Source organism: Magnetococcus sp. PR-3, assembly GCF_036689865.1.
In the GTDB taxonomy this organism is placed as follows: domain Bacteria; phylum Pseudomonadota; class Magnetococcia; order Magnetococcales; family Magnetococcaceae; genus Magnetococcus.
Window position 1 is genome coordinate 58,016 of record NZ_JBAHUQ010000001.1, and the last position, 16,844, is coordinate 74,859.

A 16,844-nucleotide genomic window follows, 5' to 3' on the forward strand; every position below is an offset into this window, starting at 1 on the left:
TTTCTCCTTTATCTTTGTCTGTGGCGGTATACCCGTAACAATTGAGTCACACGTTTGCGTTGCCCTGCGGAAGGCACAACAGAAAAACACCACAAAAAACCCCTCTCTTTATTCAAGAGAGGGGTTTACGATTGACCGTATGTGACTCTGTCAGCACAAGCTCAAGTTTCCTGTTCTGTCAACAGAGGCTCCTGTTGAATATGTGATAGGCGGCGCATCATGGTCACGAAAAGATCAATTAAGTGAGGATCCCACTGACCACTGTCCTTCTCGGACTCCATAATGCCCAGTGCTTTTTCAAACGGCATACCTTTTCTATAGACACGGTCCCCGGTCATGGCATCCCAGGTATCAGCAATACAGACGATACGAGCCAGCTGGGGAATCTCCTCACCTTTCAAGCCATCAGGATAGCCGCCTCCATCCCAACGTTCATGGTGCCAAGCGGCGATCTCAGCAAAAGCTTTGAAACGTTTAAGAGGACGCATAATAGTAGCGGTCATAACCGGATGGGCTCGCATGATTCCAAACTCCTCATCGGTCAACGCGCTGGGCTTATTCAACACATGATCTGGAATACCTATTTTCCCTAGATCATGCATCATGGCCCCTTTTTTCAGTAGATCAAGTTCCTTTTGGGCCAGTCCCATCTCCTTACCCAGCAACACCGAGTATTTGGAGACACGCGCCGAATGTTTGGCCGTATAGGCATCCTTAGACTCCAACGCCTTGGCCAGAGACTGCATTGCCTGTAGATAGGCAGCCTCTTCATCCCTGATCAGACGTTGTATACTGTCGGCCATCTCATCAATAGAGCGCCCCAAAACACCAATTTCATTGTGCCCACAAATACCGGAACGGGGCGACAGTTCCCCTTGAGCAATGCGGCGGGTCACTCGACTGATGGCCCGTACCGGTTTGAGCAATCGGTAGTGGGTAACAATCCAGATTCCTACAAAGGAGACCAGGGCAAAACCACCCACGATGAATAGAATACCCTGCTCAAAGGTATCATCCCGACTGTCGAGCATGGCCAGCGTCTTTTCCAGATCAAGGGCAGCCTCCAATACCCCTAATAGTTGATCACCACGACGAATTGGAATTGAGAGATGCAAACTGACAAACGCGTCGCCCGTCTGCGGGTCCACTCCCTGGACCAGATCCCCGGCCAGATGTGAGTGACCACTCTTCAACAAGGCAGAAACTGCATGTCGGCCTCCTCGACTCTTATTGTCGGCCATGGCATGGGAATTCGCTGCAAGACCATGCATACGGTGTTGAGTGGAACCCTGAGCCTGCTTTTGAGAAGGGGTGCTTGCCTGAATACGCAGTTGTCGCTCGCCATCGGTGTCATAGAGGTTGAGTTCTGCGATGGAGAAATCAAATTCGGGTCTATTCTGACCTTCAAGTCCACGTTTCAATAGTGCTTTAACTATATCCGGCGACGTAGGTTGATCCAGGCTTTCCAAATCCCGTTCAATCCCCCATAAAAAAACAAGCGCCTGCTTTTTGGTCTGCTCAAGCATGCTTTCATGATGACCGGTCTCGGCATACCAGACCACCAACCAGGCACACGCCAGAATGATAAGACTTAACCATCCCATTATCTCCTGGGCCAAACTTAATCGAAAACGAGGCTTCTCCATATTTTCCACCTTCATGGTTTATAGACTTGGCCCGACGGACTAAAAGGATCTGCAAGGGTTTGCTGCTGTTGCATCTGCAATTGATCCGGACTCCATAGCTGATGCAAATAGGTGAGAATATCACCAATCTGCGCCGGGGTGAGTTTATCCCCCCAGGCGGGCATTCTGCCATCCTGGCCGCCGAACTGAATCATCCGTTGCAACAAACCATCGGCGTGATGCCATGCATGAGCAGAGTGATCCAGAGGCGGAGGGGGAAATTTCAGGTCATCGCCAGGAAGCGGTTTATTCCACACCACACCGGGCTGCCCCATACCTCTGGGTCCATGGCACTGGGCGCAATTGGTCAGATAGAGCATTTCACCCCGCTGCACCGGCCCTTTCCATATGGCGGCAACACCCAACCCCAGCAATAGAAGCAAACTGACAAGTCCTGTTATTATTTTCCTTTGCCTGGTCATTATTCGATTCCATTTTGACGTTGCCACCAACGGATGAAGAGAATGATCTGTTCAACCTGGTGGATGGACATATGGGGTTGAGGTGGCATATCACCGAATGACCAGTGGTGAGATTTCACCCCCTGTTTCACAGCACGATTAAAAGTAAAATTCGCATGATGACTTGGTTTGTAGTAGGGGTGGATCAGGGGTGGTCCCTGATTCGTACCCTCGGCCCAGCGTCCATGACAGTCGATACAGTTGGATTGGAACAGAGCTTGGCCTGGCTGAAACACCTGGGGAACCACCTTTGGGGGTATCTGTTTAATTATGAATTCCTCCCCTTCCCTATGAAACATTTCCTGTGGACCGCCATATAACGCCAGAAAGATCCCACCAATCACCAACATCATGAGCATCAGGCCGGAATAGGAATGACCAGATTTATTTCTATTATTGGCCGATTGCTCACCTTGGTGTGACATGATCAATCCCTATGCCTCGTAACCTCAGCATGCGTGGAAAAATGACGAAGACGCAGAGAATTCATCACCACGGTAACACTGGATAACCCCATAGCAGCCGCAGCAAAGATGGGGGAAAGCAAAACCCCGAACCAGGGGAACCAGATACCAGCTGCCAATGGGATCAGCGTTACGTTGTAGGCAAATGCCCAGAAAAGATTTTGGCGAATATTACGCATAGTGGCACGGGAAAGCTCGATAGCCTGAACAACACTACGGGGATCCCCTTTCATCAGAGTGATATCGGCAGACTCCATGGCCACATCTGCGCCGGTACCAATGGCCACCCCCACATCGGCCTTGGCCAACGCAGGTGCGTCGTTGATGCCATCTCCAACCATGGCCACCACATCACCTTGCCTCTGCAGGCAGCTGATATGTTGAGCTTTGTCCCCTGGCAACACCTGTGCTTCTATCTGATGAATACCTAGCCTGGATGCGATTGCCTGGGCAGTTCGAAGGTTGTCACCGGTTAACATCGTTACCTTGATGCCCAAATCACGCAGCATGGAAATCGCCTGCTGGCTTTCCGGTTTAACGGCATCAGCTAAGGCAAGTACGCCCACCTCTTGGTGGTCCACAGCCACGACCATAGCGGTTTGGCCCTGTTCCTCGAACTGCTCAAGATCCAACTGGGTTCGTGTATCCAGTTGGACCCCTCTCTCCTCCATCAATCGCCGTGTCCCCACCAGGACACTATGCCCGGAGACCTGCGCCTCCACCCCAAAGCCAGGAATCGTTTCGAACTGTTCTGGTTCGTTCAGGGACAACCCATCCTCCCTAGCTGCATGGACAATGGCCTTGGCCAAAGGGTGCTCCGATGGAATTTCTGCACTGGCAGCCAGCAGGAAATTGGATTCATCCCCGGTCCAACTGGTCAATACCGGTCGTCCTTTGGTAAGAGTTCCAGTTTTATCAAATACAACATGGGAGATTTGATGGGCCCGCTCCAACGCTTCACCGCTTCGGATCAGCACCCCCATCTCCGCCCCGCGACCGGTTCCCACCATAATGGAGGTAGGCGTTGCCAATCCCAGAGCACAAGGGCAGGCGATAATCAATACGGAAACAAAGTTGAGCAGCCCATAGGTCAACGCAGGCTCCGGACCAAACAGCCACCAAACGACGAAGGTCACGACCCCAACTAATAATACGACTGGTACGAACCAGGCAGCGATACGATCCGCGAGTCGGGCGATGGATGGCTTACTGCCTTGAGCCTCCTGTACCAATTGGATAATACGCGCCAGCACGGTCTCTTGCCCAACACGATCCGCCAACAACGTGAACGTCCCGTTTTGGTTGATCGTACCGGCAGTTACTCGGTCTCCCACGCCCCTTTCACAGGGCATAGATTCTCCGGTCAACATGGATTCATCTACCGTAGATTGTCCCTTACCAATGACACCATCCACCGGAATGCGATCACCGGGACGTACCACCACACGATCTCCTACCTGTACCTGATCCAGAGGAATTTCAGACGCCTCTCCCTGACGCACAACCCATGCGGTATCCGGTGTAAGTTGCATAAGGGAACGGATGGCTTGGGAGGTCTGGCCTTTAGCACGTGCCTCCAGAAAACGCCCCAATAGAATCAGAACAATGATGGCTCCAGCGGTATCAAAATAGACAGTTGCCGATACCCCTGGGACAACAAACAACTCAGGCATGAGCAGTACCAGCATGGAGTAGAGGTAGGCACTGAAAGTGCCCAGGGTAACCAAACTGTGCATGTTAGCGGTTCGCTGCTTGAATGCCCGCCATGCGCTAACATGGAAGGACCAGCCCACCCAGAACTGGACCGGTGTAATCAAGGTCCACTGCAACCAGAACAAGGTTTGATCTGGCATATCGAACCATGCATTCACCGTCAATTCCTGCCCATGCATGACGACAAAGGTAGAAAGTACCAGTATTGCCCCCACGGTCAGCCGATTGAGCAAAGCACGACGCTCTTGCTCTGCCGACTGTTCGACAGAGCCTGGATCAGCACCCCCAACATTGGAGATGTCCAGCCCATAGCCACGAGCAGCAACATTCTCAGCCAATTGATTCGGGGTGACCATACCCTCTACCCAGGTCAGATCCACCATTCCAGTCGCTAAGTTGACCGGAGCCTGAATCACGCCTGGCATGCACTCCAGATTTTCCTGAACACGCATGACACAACTGGCACAACTGAGCCCCTGTACAGGAAAGTGCCCATATCGGGTTGGGATTTCATAGCCGACTTGATTAACCTGTTCGATCAACTTTTTCAGCGGCAAGGTTGTCACCACATCCATCTGGTTGGTCGCCAGATTGACCACCACTCGTTCAACCGTTTCCAGACGGCCAAGGTGACGCTCAAGACGGGCGGAGCAGGATGCGCAGTGCATGCCTTCCACAGGCACCGCTGTATAATGATGACTAACCCCGTCGTTCATCTTGGACCTCCCACCATCACCGGATATCGATTCCAAGCCCTGTAGAAACATTCACCCTTTTTTCAGATCCACCAAACGGATCAGGTAGGTTTCACGGTCTACCTCACCATTGGCATACCGTTTTTTGAGCTGCTCCTCGGCGGTCTCCGAGGATGGCTTACCGCCACGTATGGCTGATTTCGCTATTCCAAAAACCACAGCGACAATTAATCCCCAAAAGATCAGCATACCGAGCCCACCAAATAACCCATGTCCTGTAAACAGACCATATTCCGCCATCATGATTCTCACTCCTCTTCTTTAACACTGGGTAAGACCTTATGTTTGGGATACCCCCTCACCCTGTTCCAATCAATGGCTATGACCATCGTCACGATGATCGTCCACTTCGGGCTGTTTTTCTCCATGCCCATGATCGTCATGGTGACCCATGGACACTGGTGGAGACGAATTGCGAAGGAGTTCCGGCTTGATGCCAACCCCATGTAGATAGACCATCTTGCCACCTTTGTCCGCACCATAGCCCATGACAGCGGCCAGGAGGATCAATATCGGCAAAAGGAATCGCCTGGAGGCTCCCAAACGCAACCCTTTGGAGATGGCCAACGCTACCCCCAACAGCAGCAGACCTGTGGTAAAGGCCAACATGATGTCCCGATGGGTATGGACCAGATCATGACCAGGGGAGTCATGCCTCAATACTTCTGCAGCCAGATAGCCTGCTCCAACCGCTGCAGTTGCGGAAATGCCCGCCAACCAAATTAGGATCGTGGCCGCCTGCCGATACCCTTGCCGACCGGAGACAATGCCTACGGATTCTGCCAATATGGCCGTAATGAGATAGACTATGGGAAAGTGAATCACCATAGGATGCAGCATAGTTAAAGAACCTAACATCTCTTCGAGAAATCCCATGATCCTTCTCCCTATGCTCCAGCTGGCGGTTTGCTGCAGCAGTGAGCTTTATGGTGCAGATTATCGATCTCATTCTTCTCCGTATAATGAATCCAGGCCTGTTTGGTTTGTGCCCAGAAGGTATCCTGGAGCGGATAGCCAATCTCAATGAGTAACTTCTCGATATCCTGTACATGGACCTGGAAGAGGTCATAGGTTACACAGACCTCTCCCTTGTCCCAATCCGATTCAACCTCGATCACACCATCCAGAACCAACAACCCCTCGGCAATGATCTTTTCACACTCAGGGCAGACCATATCGAAAACCCGAATCCTGCGGGTTACTGGATGTGTTTTATGTGCTGTGCTCATAGTAATCCCCCCCCTGGCTCAAACTTTTAGATACCGGCTCGGGTGAAACCATTCTGTGTGAAACGTTGCTTCTGAACATCAGTGAGCAAGCCTAAAAGGGTCTGGGTTGCCTGCTGCAGATCCCCCCTTAACGAGAGCATCACCTCTCTAAAGCTTTCATGGGTCTGCTGCTGCTCGGTGGTGCCCATTTGCCCGCTGTGCATTTCGGTAAACATCGCTCGATGGGTGCCGGTCAGATCGGCCAGCGCATCAGCATAGTCATCCCATGCGGTTTCCTGCTCCGAGGTAATGGACAGCCGGGTTTTCAGACTTTCCAGGTGTTGCGTCACCTGAGCTTCCGTACCATGCATCAAACCATGGTCACCCATCATTCCACGTCCCATGCCACCATGACGCCCCATGGGGCCGTGGTGCCCCATCATTCCACCCATCATCATGGGTGATGTGCCCTGGAAACCGGGTGTTCCCCAGTTGCCCATATGTCCCTGGGCATTTCCGTCGAATGTGGTGACCACCCCCAGAGTGATACCCAAGACAGCGGCCAGGCCGAGCATGCGGTTTCTGTAACGTACGTTCATCACATTCTCCTCAATGGTTCGTGGAAGTCTCTCAGGGATTCTGGATAGCCACCCGCAATTCAACAGTGCTCCTAATCAATGATTTTTAACAGTTTTTTATTGTAAGGCTTTCACAACCACCTCGATGGAAAATTGTATTGTGTTGGACTTCCACCATGCCAGACACAATGAGTTAGAATCGTTATTCCCGAGATACAAAACTACGAAAAGTACCAATACTGGTCACAATTCAGTCTCAATTTTTTCATAGCGTCTATTGCTTAAACCGTGCTTTCTTGACCTATGGAAACCGTATTTTGTATTCAAGGATGCCGTTATGAATGAACTGGATCGCATTTTGGTCGTGGAAGATGATGACGAGACACGTGAACTTCTCTTGGAGTACCTGACGGAAAATGGTTGTGAAGTACGCGCCTTTTCCGAAGGTCAGGGGATGTGGGAAGCCTTGGAGGCAGATGATCGGGTGGACGTCATTGTGCTGGACATCATGCTTCCAGGTGAAGATGGATTAACCATCTGTAAACGGTTGAGTATTGATCCGACCAAGCAGGATATCCCTGTCATCCTGCTTACGGCCAGACGCGATGAAATGGACCGTATCTTGGGGTTAGAGATGGGGGCGGACGACTATCTGACTAAACCCTTCAGCCCTCGTGAACTACTGGCGCGTATCCACAGTGTCCTGAGGCGCTCACGTGCTATGCCTCGGGAACAAAAACTCAAGGATCCCCAGCGGTTCCAATTTGCAGGATGGACACTCAATGTCAAAGCACAGAGGCTGGAGTCGCCTGAAGGTGTGGATGTCACGCTGACTATGGGGGAGTTCATTATGCTCATGGCATTTCTCAAACACCCCAATGAAGTGTTGAGCCGCGATCAAATCATGGAGGCCTATCGAAACAGGGAGTCCTCCATTTTCGAACGCAGTATTGATGTACAGATCGGACGGGTCAGAAAACGTTTACATGACGATCCCAAGGCCCCCCAAATACTTAAAACTGTTTGGGGCAAGGGGTATATTCTTGATTGTGAAGTGGAAGTCTCATGAAATGGTCGCTCATTCCCAAATCCTTGGCAGGCCAACTGATTCTGATTCTGGTGTCCGGTGTCACCCTCGCTTTGGTATCCAGTTCCGCTATCCATCTCTATGACCGCAATGAAGCCATAGTCACCATGGAGGGATTACAAGCGGCCCAACGCATCGCCTCCATCGTACAAGTGATGGACCCTTTGTCCCAACCTGAACGGGCGCGCATTACCAAAATTCTGGAAACGCCACTGCAATTCGTACGTTTCTACAATCAAGAGAAAGAACCAACGGATCACATTGAGACAGATGCAAGAGCTCGCCACCTAAAAAAACTTGTTGGACCCCTCCTGGCGGGGCAGCATGCTGTACGTATTGAGGTTTTATCGGAAGAGTATCCTGACAACCGTACCATGCACATGATGATGGGAGGAATGAACAGTATGCGTGGTAACCTGCACCAGGGAATGCAGGATCATCATCACGCCCTGTTTGCCCAGGGTTTTTCCTACATTGCCCGCATTCAATTAAGAGATGGTAAATGGCTTGAATACCACAATCATCTACCGGAAGAGGCCTTCAAGTGGCCCTGGCACCTGCTGTGGTCTATCTTGATTCTGATCTTCACGGTCACGGCACTCTCATTCCTAGCTGTACGTCTGGTAACACGTCCACTAGCCACACTGGCTTCAGCAGCCCGATCCCTTGGACATGACCTGCGCGGTTCACCCATTGCACGATCCGGGACCCAGGAGGTAAAGGAGGTCATTTCTGCTTTTAATGCTATGCAGGCCCGCATTCTACAACATATTCAGGAGCGCAGTTCCATGCTGGCTGCGATTTCCCACGACCTGCACACCCCTTTAACACGCATGAGACTGCGTGTGGAGATGCTTAAGGATGAGAGGCTGCGGGATGCACTGCTGCATAACCTGACCGAGATGGAGGGGATGACCGAATCAACCATGGACTATATCCAAGGTACCGAGGGTATGGAGGAGGTCAGACAGACCGACATACCATCCCTATTGGACGGACTGGCCGACAGTTGGCAGGAGTTAGGGCATGATGTTCAGGTAAACTGTGATGAAATCGGTGCTTTTCCCCTGATGGGAAAAAGCTTTCGCCGAGCTCTCTCAAATCTGATTCAAAATGCCGTCAAGTATGGTCAACACGCTTCCATGAAAGCCACGATGCATGGGGAGCGGCTGAGAATCTCTATTTCCGACAAAGGGCCCGGCATACCAGAAGAAGAGATGGAGTCAGTATTACGTCCCTTCAAACGCTTGGATACCTCGCGCAACAGCAAAACCGGTGGGTCGGGGCTGGGACTTTCCATTGCAGATAGCATTATCCGAGCCCACGGCGGCGATCTTCATATGCGCAACCGCCCCGAAGGGGGGTTAGAAATTATCGTCACCATTGAAAAAGAGCGCTTTTTGAAAAGAAAGTAGCACCAGAGGTCAACGGAGTGAGGTTGATATCATGGAAAGGCATGAAATAAATACACTATAATGTCATTTTATGGAATTAACGCCCATCTATTTAACCATCTGGGTAACTGGATGACGCAGTGATAGGAATGCCAGGAATATTAAAGACCCCATGGAAAGCCAAAATGGCAAAATCTCTTCTGTACCGCCTGGGCGTGCAACCACAATTTCACTGCCTACTATATTTATTATCCAATCAATTCCAAGGCCCATAAATATAGCGCTGAAAACAATTCCAACCAAATAGGCTGTCAGCGTTTTCCCACCTAGCTCACGCTTGATAATTCCCAGCGTAGCAATATTAGTTGCAGGGCCAGCAATCATAAAAGCCAACGCCATACCAGGTGTCAAACCACTGAAGATCATAGCTGCAGCAATCGGGGTCGATGCGGATGCACAGACATATACTGGAACACTTGCAGCAATCATGGTCAGCATAGCCAAGAAGGGGTACTCGGAGAATGCCGTCAATTTACCAGGAGGAACCCACGTCATGACCAGAGCGGTGATCAAAACCCCGATGGCCAGCCACGGAGCAAGATCATCCCAAATATCAGTCATTGCATATTTCATCCCCTGCTGTAGGCGTCTCCAATGGGGTAAATCTTGAATTTTCCCCTCAGACTGAGGCGTTGAACCACAACAACTGTTTGAACAGCATGAGCCACTACCCTCAGTAGGCGCACTTTGGGTAATGGGTGAAGAAACAGTAATTTGAGTGAATTTTTGACTGGATGCTCCAGAAACCATCGGAGTGGGTACGGGGGCACTGTTTTCTTGAGGAACACTATTCCCCTGATCTCTGGGCTTTTCCTGAGGTTTGCTAAATCGGTCAATTAGAAGGACTGACAAACCGGAGGTAACGGCACTGAAGATAGCTGCAATGGGCCGCACAATGGTCAAGAAGGGTCCCAGCAATACCCACGAAATAGCAACCGAATCGACACCTGTTTCTGGTGTTGCCACCAAAAAAGATACTGTTGCTGGTTTCGAAGCTCCCTTTCTATGAAGCCCCATAGCCATTGGCACTACGCTACACGAACAAAGAGGTAAAGGTGCTCCAATCAGTGCACCACGAGTTATCGGTCCCAGGCCACGTCCTCCCAGCCATCTGGCGACAGCCGACTCAGGTATCCATGCCTTAACCAATCCCGTAGCGATGAGCCCAATGATCAGCCAGGGGGCCACATCCAATGACAAGTCTACAAAATTATTGAAGAACAGTTCCATTGATTCCATCCACGGATCATAGTTATTAGATTGCATCACTACCCACTTGTCTCTACCCTACAACCTACAGTAACTGTAGGTTCAAGCAGAAAAAGCCATGAAAAATAATATTCCAAAGTTTCCGTGGACGATTGGTCAGGTAGCCAAAGCTACCGGATATAAACTCCAGACGATGCGCTATTATGAGCAGATGGGGCTGATCCCTCGTCCCAAAAGATCTGAGGGGAATCAGAGGCTCTACACGCAAGAACATGTCGATCAACTTCTATTCATAAGGCACTGCAGAGAGCTGGGATTTTCATTGGATAAGATCCAGCATATGCTAACACTGGCTGGTGATACCGACCACTCATGCAAAGAAGTGGATCAAATCGCGAAATTGCACTTAGCCGATGTCAAAAATCGGATTAGTCGACTCCAGCGTTTGGAGAAAGAACTGGAAAGGATTATCGGCCATTGCAGTGAGAACAAAGTTGAGAAATGTCTGATTTTAGAGGCTCTAAGAGATCATGATCAATGTGAGGATAAGGATCACGGTGGGCCATTGAGTTTAAAATAATTCTCTGTAGTTCCCAAAAATTTCATTCATCTTGAAATCACAGTATTTTTTCCTCCCACTGTATGACGCTGAATTAAGCTCTTTGACCATTTATGAAAACCCCAAACAGGGCACAGAGCTCCCCACAGGTACAAGGTACAAGCTAGTGGTCACTCCTTGAGATGAACGCTCTCATGCTCACCAACAGCCATGATCTCTACTCGTTCACCCCGTGGACGTATGGATAGCACTCTGGCCAACAGACTCCATTGACTGGTGGTGCCAAAAGCAATGTAGGCACGCTCAGCTTCAGCCCCAACAACCAGTGAAAAATCCAGCTCAGAAACAACAACCTGATTGGACTTCATTCCATGTAGGGCAGACCATGGACCGCTGACCGAACCATCTTGGTTTCTAATCGCAACCACATGATCTTCCCCCTCTGCCCACTCCAAAGACTCTGTCAGGGTGAGTCGATTACCATCTACAGCCACCACCTCAGCTGACTGCCCCCACTCCGGCACATCGTGGGTAATAGCAATGAGATCACCATAGGTAGGGATGAGCCCTTCCATCTCCGTTTGAAAGGTGATGATACGCCGCCTGTACCGGTTGGCTGCGGCCATGTAGCCCCCTTCCCTCTGGGCATGGGCTTGGTCTGTGCATCCGAACAGGGCTACTTTGGCGGGATTGGTAGTTTGGCTATCATCCAGTGAAACCGTCACCTCATCAGGCTTCCAGGTTTCTGCGTTGAAAAACTCCACAGTGACGGCATCTGCGGTTTCTTCGCTGGGCATGAGGTATTGGATGCTTAAGGAATTCTTTACGATGTTGCGTGGAGAGAAGAGTGCTACGGGTAGGGTTTGGGGCTGATCTCGGATGATACGGACAGTCCCACCTTGAAGGATAGGTACCGCTCGACCACACCGAGCAATACGGGTGATGGCTTCCCATACGGTGAGTTTCTGATCAAACACCGCGTCGAATTGATCTCCCCTGCTCTGCCAAGCTTGATCCAGGGCATGGAGGCCAGTCAGACCGATGCGGTCGTCAGTTAGTTTGGCACCATATTCCGCTTTAAGGGCATCGGTAATGGCCCAGGCGATGGATCGGGAGGGTTGTGGATCGGACCATCCTGAAGTTGGATTCCAGGCTGGAAGCTTGCGGGTCACCACACAGTTGACCAAACGAGAGGATCGTTGGGAGAGGTTGTCAGTAGCCCGCATCTTCATGGCCAACATGGTGAGGACACCAAAATCTGGCTGACCATCCAGATAGGCTCTCAGAGCTGACCATCTGAGCTCATGCCCTGCCCTGGGGTCGGTATCTTTCTCATTGGTCCGGCGAAGGCGTACCTCATACCGCCCTGCATCGACAGCATGTTTGTAGGAAAGGCGCTGAGGCGTATTGGTGGCCTCGGTAACGGTGATAAGGTCCAGAGTCATCCAGCCAGCTACAGGTGTACCTTCATCATCCACCTGCCGGGCTTGGGCCTCCCACTCAACGGTGCGCTCATCCAATCCACCCCCGCTGTTGGCGTAGTAGAGGCCGCTCTGCATAGCCAAGTCGATACCAATGGCTGTGGACTGGGTACCGGGAGGGTTTGCCGCAAAGGGCCCAATCCAGCCATCATCCCCCTCTTCCAATAAATTGGTAGCAATGAGCTCCTGACCGGCCACCTCAGGAGCTGTCACCACGTCCGGGTCAAACAGAGTGATTTCTGAACCGGGTGGAACAACCTCATACTCAATCTCTTCAAACGAGAAAATGGGGGTATCCTCGATGCGCAGAGATTCCAGCTGATAGTGGCCTTGGCCAATGCAGTGGAGTTGATGCAGGTACTGTTGGTTGTCCACATATTCGGTATAAGGAGATGCCGCAATATCAGGATAGATCAGGTGTCTGCCGTAGATGACCGGGATGGGTTGTCCCAGGCGGGCCTGATTGCCCTGGGCACCAAGGGCATAGGTGGGACTGGGCGCTTGAATGCCACTACTGCCAAAGCTGGGCATCTGGGGCATGGGAGGCGGTACAAGGACGTTAACCAGCGTAGAACCCGCCACAGCCAGGGTTGCCGTGATGGCCGCTTCTCCCACCTTGGTGGCCCAGCCAATCTTACCTGCTATGACAGGTCCGAAATAGTAGGCGGCAACCATCACGGCGATCATTAACACCACCCGTAAGGGATTGGAACCCCCGCCTCCTCCACCCTGTGGTAATGGGACAAAGACTACGATGTCATCGGGCTGAATGAGCTCAGTTTGCCACTCTGCTCTGAGTAGGGGTTCACCGTTTTTGATACATATGGTGGGGAGGGTAAATTCAGGAAGTTGCCTCTGCAGGAGCCAGTCATGAATGGTGATGGGGGCTGGGATGGGAAACTGCTGGCGGTTTAGATGAGGCTGGAAGGGATTCTCAACGATGATAACGGAGCCGTTCATGTGGCGTTCTCCTTGAAACGGTAGTAGCCCTCTGTAAACCATCCATGCTGTTGCAGAGCTTGCAGATTTTGGAACACCACCCCTGCCCCCTGTACGCAGTGCAGAACACCACCACTGTCTACATCCAGCCACAGCCCGACATGCACGGGATATCGTGCTTGGCGCATGAGTACACAGTCACCCTCACGGGCCGCTTGCACCCGCTGCCAACGCTGTCGTTCATCATGGTTTTGAAAGGCTCTGGCCAGTGTTGATAGATCGTTACCAGAGATGGGAATCGAGGGAAGAGAACGATTGAAATGGCGCTGCTGAATCCACCTAACCAGGGTCCAGCAGTTAAAGGCCTCTGGTCCCTCAGCCGTTGCTGACCAGGGTCTACCAATATATTGGGCAGCAAAGTGACTCATCGGGCCAATCCAGGGAAACGTGAGGCTCTGTAGGTATCAGCGGGGAAAGCTTTATTGCCGATATCCATCATGCGGGCTCGAGCTCTGACTTGGAGCATGTCCGCTTCTACTTCGGTGATGGTGAGGGTCAGAGGGGGATCCATCTGAGGGCCTTCCAGATCGGTGGAAAGATAGGGGCGGTAGGTGATCTCGATGGGATCCATGGTCTGCACCGCTCGATCCAGATGCTTCATGATCTCCCCAGAGACATTATCCAGGGTGACCACAATCTCCGGCATGGGGGTGGATTCCACGGGTGGCAGCTCCAGATTGAAAGCCAGAGCGACAAAAGTGACCGACTCACCAGGATTAAGCGGTGCCGAAGCTTCCAGCTTGGCGATAAGGTCCACATAGTCCCTTACCACCCGGATAGCTGTTGGCACCTCTTCATCATCCACAAAGGCTGGGTGGCGGATCTCCAGGGTGTGCAAAATCACCACATCAGCAGGGGCTGAAGCATAAGCCTCCCGGATGGCCTGGGAGAGTCGATCATCAGGCATGGGAATTACAGCCCTAATGCTGCCTTGGCGGCATCGGCCTGGGAGACCAAACCTTCAACAAAGGTATGATACTCAGGATCCCCAACCCGCAAGGCTCGGAGCTCATCTTCTAGGCTATATCGATCACGGATGTCTGCTTGTAATTTCTCATTGATTTCCAAACAGGGAAGCGCTTGCTTACGCAGTTGATGCTTCAGGTCTGGCTCTTCCGTGAATTCCACAGGCCCTTGCCACTGCTCAGCTTTGGGATAATCCAGGGGAACAGATAAATAGATTTGACCATCCAGCTCACAGAGGTAGACCACTGGCTGGTTGGGATCGCCACCTTCTGGGTAGCGGATCTTGAGATGGTTGGGATACCGATAGATCTGGTGCATGGCAGGCTCCATCAGAACAGAACCGTGGAGAAGGCATAGAGACCGGAGTTGGATGAGTCGGTACCGGCCTGACCATGGCCGTTATAGCCGGATGAGAGTACTCGACCATCAGAGAGAAGAACATGGGTGCAGAAACCTGCATTTTCCCCATTGAAAGCGATGTTCACTGGTTTAACGCCGAATGAACCACCCAGCCCGATACCACAGGCCGGTTGGAAACTGGTTTGGTAGGTGGCATGACCAAGCCCAAGCTGTCCATTGCCGTTGTACCCTGCGCTCCACAGAGTGCCACTGCTGTCCAGCACCATGGAGAACTGGTAGCCGTAGTAGCCGCTACCACGAATTTGGACGATATCGGTTAGCCCCGGATCCTGGGGCGTGTGCTGATTTGTGGTATTGCCTACCCCCAGTTGGCCATAGTTGTTCCGCCCCCAGGTACGGATGGAGCCATCCCCCAACAGGGCCATGCCGTGGGCAGTTTGGCCCCCACCGATAGAGACATCCACCACGTTGGCCAGAGCAGAGATCTCCACCGGAGTGGTACGTTCAGTGGTATCCCCCACCCCCAGTTGGCCATAGTTATTGTACCCGGCCGCATAGAGCCGCCCATCCTCCAGAAGCCAGAAGGTGGAAGCGTAGGGGTTACCGTTACCATCTCCATCGCAGTTGCCCACGATGGTTTTCACGTTGCCGGGCAGGGAAACTGGGGTTGGCCCATGTTGATCGGTGGTATTGCCCACCCCCAGATTGCCACGACCGTTGTAACCCCAGGAAAAAGCGTTACCACTGGCATCGATGGCAAAGGCATAGCTGCGATAGGCACTGGCACACCCCACCCACACCCAGTTTTGAGCACCAGAAACCTGCACGGGCTCCAGACGGTTGGTGGTGGAACCATCCCCCAGTTGACCATACCCATTGTAGCCACAGGCCCAGATGCGCCCCTGGTCATCCAGAAACCAGACAGAGGTATAGTCTCCCCAATAGGAGCCCGTTGTGGCCATCTGGGTGATGCCGGTGAGCCCCACGATTTTGGTAGGCACATAGCGCAGATTGGTATCCCCCTGCCCCAACTGGCCATAGCCGTTGTAGCCCCAGGAGTAGACGGTGCCATCCTCCATCAGGGCAAAGACAGAACGCCCAGCCAGATGCACCTCTTTAACCACGGTGGTCAGGCCAGCTGGAAAGGCGCAGGTCATAGGTTGCAGACGACGGCTGGATTGGGCACCGATGCCCAACTGCCCCTGACCATTATTACCAACAATCCGAACGGTGCCATCGGTCATGAGATAGGCGCTGTTGTACATACCGATTCCACTACCGCTACGCTGGACCTGCAACGCTTTCACCCGGCACCCAGGCCGATCATGCAGTGCGGTCCATGAGGGGTCCCCACCCACCCCACCTGTTTGCAGAATTTGACCAGCCGTTCCCGCCGGAAGCCGAGCAGGCCCTATCCCATCGTGAAAAAGCAGGTCGCCTTGCTCAGTCACCTGATTGGTACCAGCCGCCAACAGACTCCAATAACCACTGTCCAGTGGTGTGATTCCAATAGCAGCGTCTACAATGCAGATGTAGCCTGAGCCATTGAAGTGCACCCCATCGTTTTCCTGATAGGACAAACCTACATCATAAGCCCCTTTCCATTTGATGGTGAGAGCATCATTGGCGGCGGATTGAGCCGCGGTGGCTGCGGTTTCAGCTTGATCCTTCAAGGTTGTGAGGCTGGTCATGTTGGCATTGAGGGTGGCATCCATATCCGCCTGGGCTTTGGCCAGGGATTTGACCGATCCACCCTCTGTGCTCACCGTGGTGGCATCATCCCCGTGCACCACTTGATGCAACAGGTCACCATCGGATTCCAGCTGATTAACCAGCTGTTCCAGTTCTGTTGAAGAAGACATCTC

General features: G+C 52.1%; 17 protein-coding genes. 3 read left to right on the forward strand and 14 right to left on the reverse strand.

Features of this window, described 5'->3' with window-relative positions; translation table 11 throughout:
• Positions 1–161: 161 nt before the first annotated feature.
• From V5T57_RS00145 to V5T57_RS00180, 8 genes are all read right to left on the reverse strand, one after another.
• Entirely contained in the window at positions 162–1,646 is a 1,485-nt protein-coding gene (locus V5T57_RS00145) for an HD-GYP domain-containing protein (protein ID WP_332889117.1), read from the reverse strand.
• An 11-nt stretch (positions 1,647–1,657) separates the two neighbouring features.
• Entirely contained in the window at positions 1,658–2,068 is a 411-nt protein-coding gene (locus V5T57_RS00150; protein WP_332889118.1) for a c-type cytochrome, read from the reverse strand.
• A gap of 38 nt (positions 2,069–2,106) precedes the next feature.
• On the reverse strand, positions 2,107–2,571 hold the full coding sequence (locus tag V5T57_RS00155) for a c-type cytochrome (RefSeq protein ID WP_332889119.1): 465 nt from the start codon (positions 2,569–2,571) through the stop codon (positions 2,107–2,109).
• Positions 2,572–2,573: 2 nt separating this feature from the next.
• Positions 2,574–5,039 (reverse strand): heavy metal translocating P-type ATPase, encoded by a 2,466-nt coding sequence (locus tag V5T57_RS00160; RefSeq protein WP_332889120.1) that lies wholly within the window; start codon positions 5,037–5,039, stop codon positions 2,574–2,576.
• 51 nt (positions 5,040–5,090) lie between these two features.
• Positions 5,091–5,321, reverse strand: a complete 231-nt coding sequence (locus V5T57_RS00165) for an SHOCT domain-containing protein (RefSeq protein WP_332889121.1) — start codon at positions 5,319–5,321, stop codon at positions 5,091–5,093.
• Between the two features lie 69 nt (positions 5,322–5,390).
• Positions 5,391–5,954 (reverse strand): DUF2231 domain-containing protein, encoded by a 564-nt coding sequence (locus V5T57_RS00170; protein WP_332889122.1) that lies wholly within the window; start codon positions 5,952–5,954, stop codon positions 5,391–5,393.
• A gap of 11 nt (positions 5,955–5,965) precedes the next feature.
• Positions 5,966–6,307 (reverse strand): heavy-metal-associated domain-containing protein, encoded by a 342-nt coding sequence (locus V5T57_RS00175; protein ID WP_332889123.1) that lies wholly within the window; start codon positions 6,305–6,307, stop codon positions 5,966–5,968.
• A 26-nt stretch (positions 6,308–6,333) separates the two neighbouring features.
• The gene (locus V5T57_RS00180; RefSeq protein WP_332889124.1) at positions 6,334–6,885 is read right to left on the reverse strand and encodes a Spy/CpxP family protein refolding chaperone; all 552 of its coding nucleotides are present in this window, start codon (positions 6,883–6,885) and stop codon (positions 6,334–6,336) included.
• 316 nt (positions 6,886–7,201) lie between these two features.
• Between V5T57_RS00180 and V5T57_RS00185 the strand changes: the two genes are divergently transcribed.
• Together V5T57_RS00185 and V5T57_RS00190 are read left to right on the forward strand one after the other, a co-directional pair.
• Positions 7,202–7,933 (forward strand): response regulator, encoded by a 732-nt coding sequence (locus V5T57_RS00185; protein WP_332889125.1) that lies wholly within the window; start codon positions 7,202–7,204, stop codon positions 7,931–7,933.
• Positions 7,930–9,366 carry an ATP-binding protein gene (locus tag V5T57_RS00190; RefSeq protein ID WP_332889126.1) on the forward strand — a complete coding sequence of 479 codons (1,437 nt, stop codon included), beginning with the start codon at positions 7,930–7,932 and terminating at the stop codon, positions 9,364–9,366. The genes V5T57_RS00185 and V5T57_RS00190 overlap by 4 nt, the downstream gene beginning before the upstream one ends.
• 87 nt (positions 9,367–9,453) lie before the next feature.
• Here V5T57_RS00190 and V5T57_RS00195 read toward each other — a convergent pair whose 3' ends face one another.
• On the reverse strand, positions 9,454–10,635 hold the full coding sequence (locus tag V5T57_RS00195) for an SO_0444 family Cu/Zn efflux transporter (RefSeq protein WP_332889127.1): 1,182 nt from the start codon (positions 10,633–10,635) through the stop codon (positions 9,454–9,456).
• 97 nt (positions 10,636–10,732) lie between these two features.
• Between V5T57_RS00195 and V5T57_RS00200 the strand changes: the two genes are divergently transcribed.
• Entirely contained in the window at positions 10,733–11,194 is a 462-nt protein-coding gene (locus V5T57_RS00200) for a MerR family transcriptional regulator (RefSeq protein ID WP_332889128.1), read from the forward strand.
• Between the two features lie 149 nt (positions 11,195–11,343).
• On the opposite strand, the gene V5T57_RS00205 is transcribed toward V5T57_RS00200, so the two are convergent.
• Genes V5T57_RS00205 through V5T57_RS00225 form a run of 5 tightly spaced genes read right to left on the reverse strand, consistent with a single transcriptional unit; the run spans position 11,344 to position 16,841 of the window.
• Positions 11,344–13,614, reverse strand: a complete 2,271-nt coding sequence (locus V5T57_RS00205) for a host specificity factor TipJ family phage tail protein (RefSeq protein ID WP_332889129.1) — start codon at positions 13,612–13,614, stop codon at positions 11,344–11,346.
• A complete protein-coding gene (locus tag V5T57_RS00210; RefSeq protein WP_332889130.1) occupies positions 13,611–14,021 on the reverse strand; it encodes an NlpC/P60 family protein in 411 nt (136 codons plus the stop codon). The genes V5T57_RS00205 and V5T57_RS00210 overlap by 4 nt, the downstream gene beginning before the upstream one ends.
• The gene (locus V5T57_RS00215) at positions 14,018–14,560 is read right to left on the reverse strand and encodes a DUF1833 family protein (RefSeq protein WP_332889131.1); all 543 of its coding nucleotides are present in this window, start codon (positions 14,558–14,560) and stop codon (positions 14,018–14,020) included. The genes V5T57_RS00210 and V5T57_RS00215 overlap by 4 nt, the downstream gene beginning before the upstream one ends.
• A gap of 5 nt (positions 14,561–14,565) precedes the next feature.
• The gene (locus V5T57_RS00220; protein ID WP_332889132.1) at positions 14,566–14,937 is read right to left on the reverse strand and encodes a hypothetical protein; all 372 of its coding nucleotides are present in this window, start codon (positions 14,935–14,937) and stop codon (positions 14,566–14,568) included.
• 11 nt (positions 14,938–14,948) lie between these two features.
• Positions 14,949–16,841: an RCC1 domain-containing protein gene (locus V5T57_RS00225; RefSeq protein WP_332889133.1), complete on the reverse strand. Its 1,893-nt coding sequence runs from the start codon at positions 16,839–16,841 to the stop codon at positions 14,949–14,951.
• Positions 16,842–16,844: the final 3 nt, after the last annotated feature.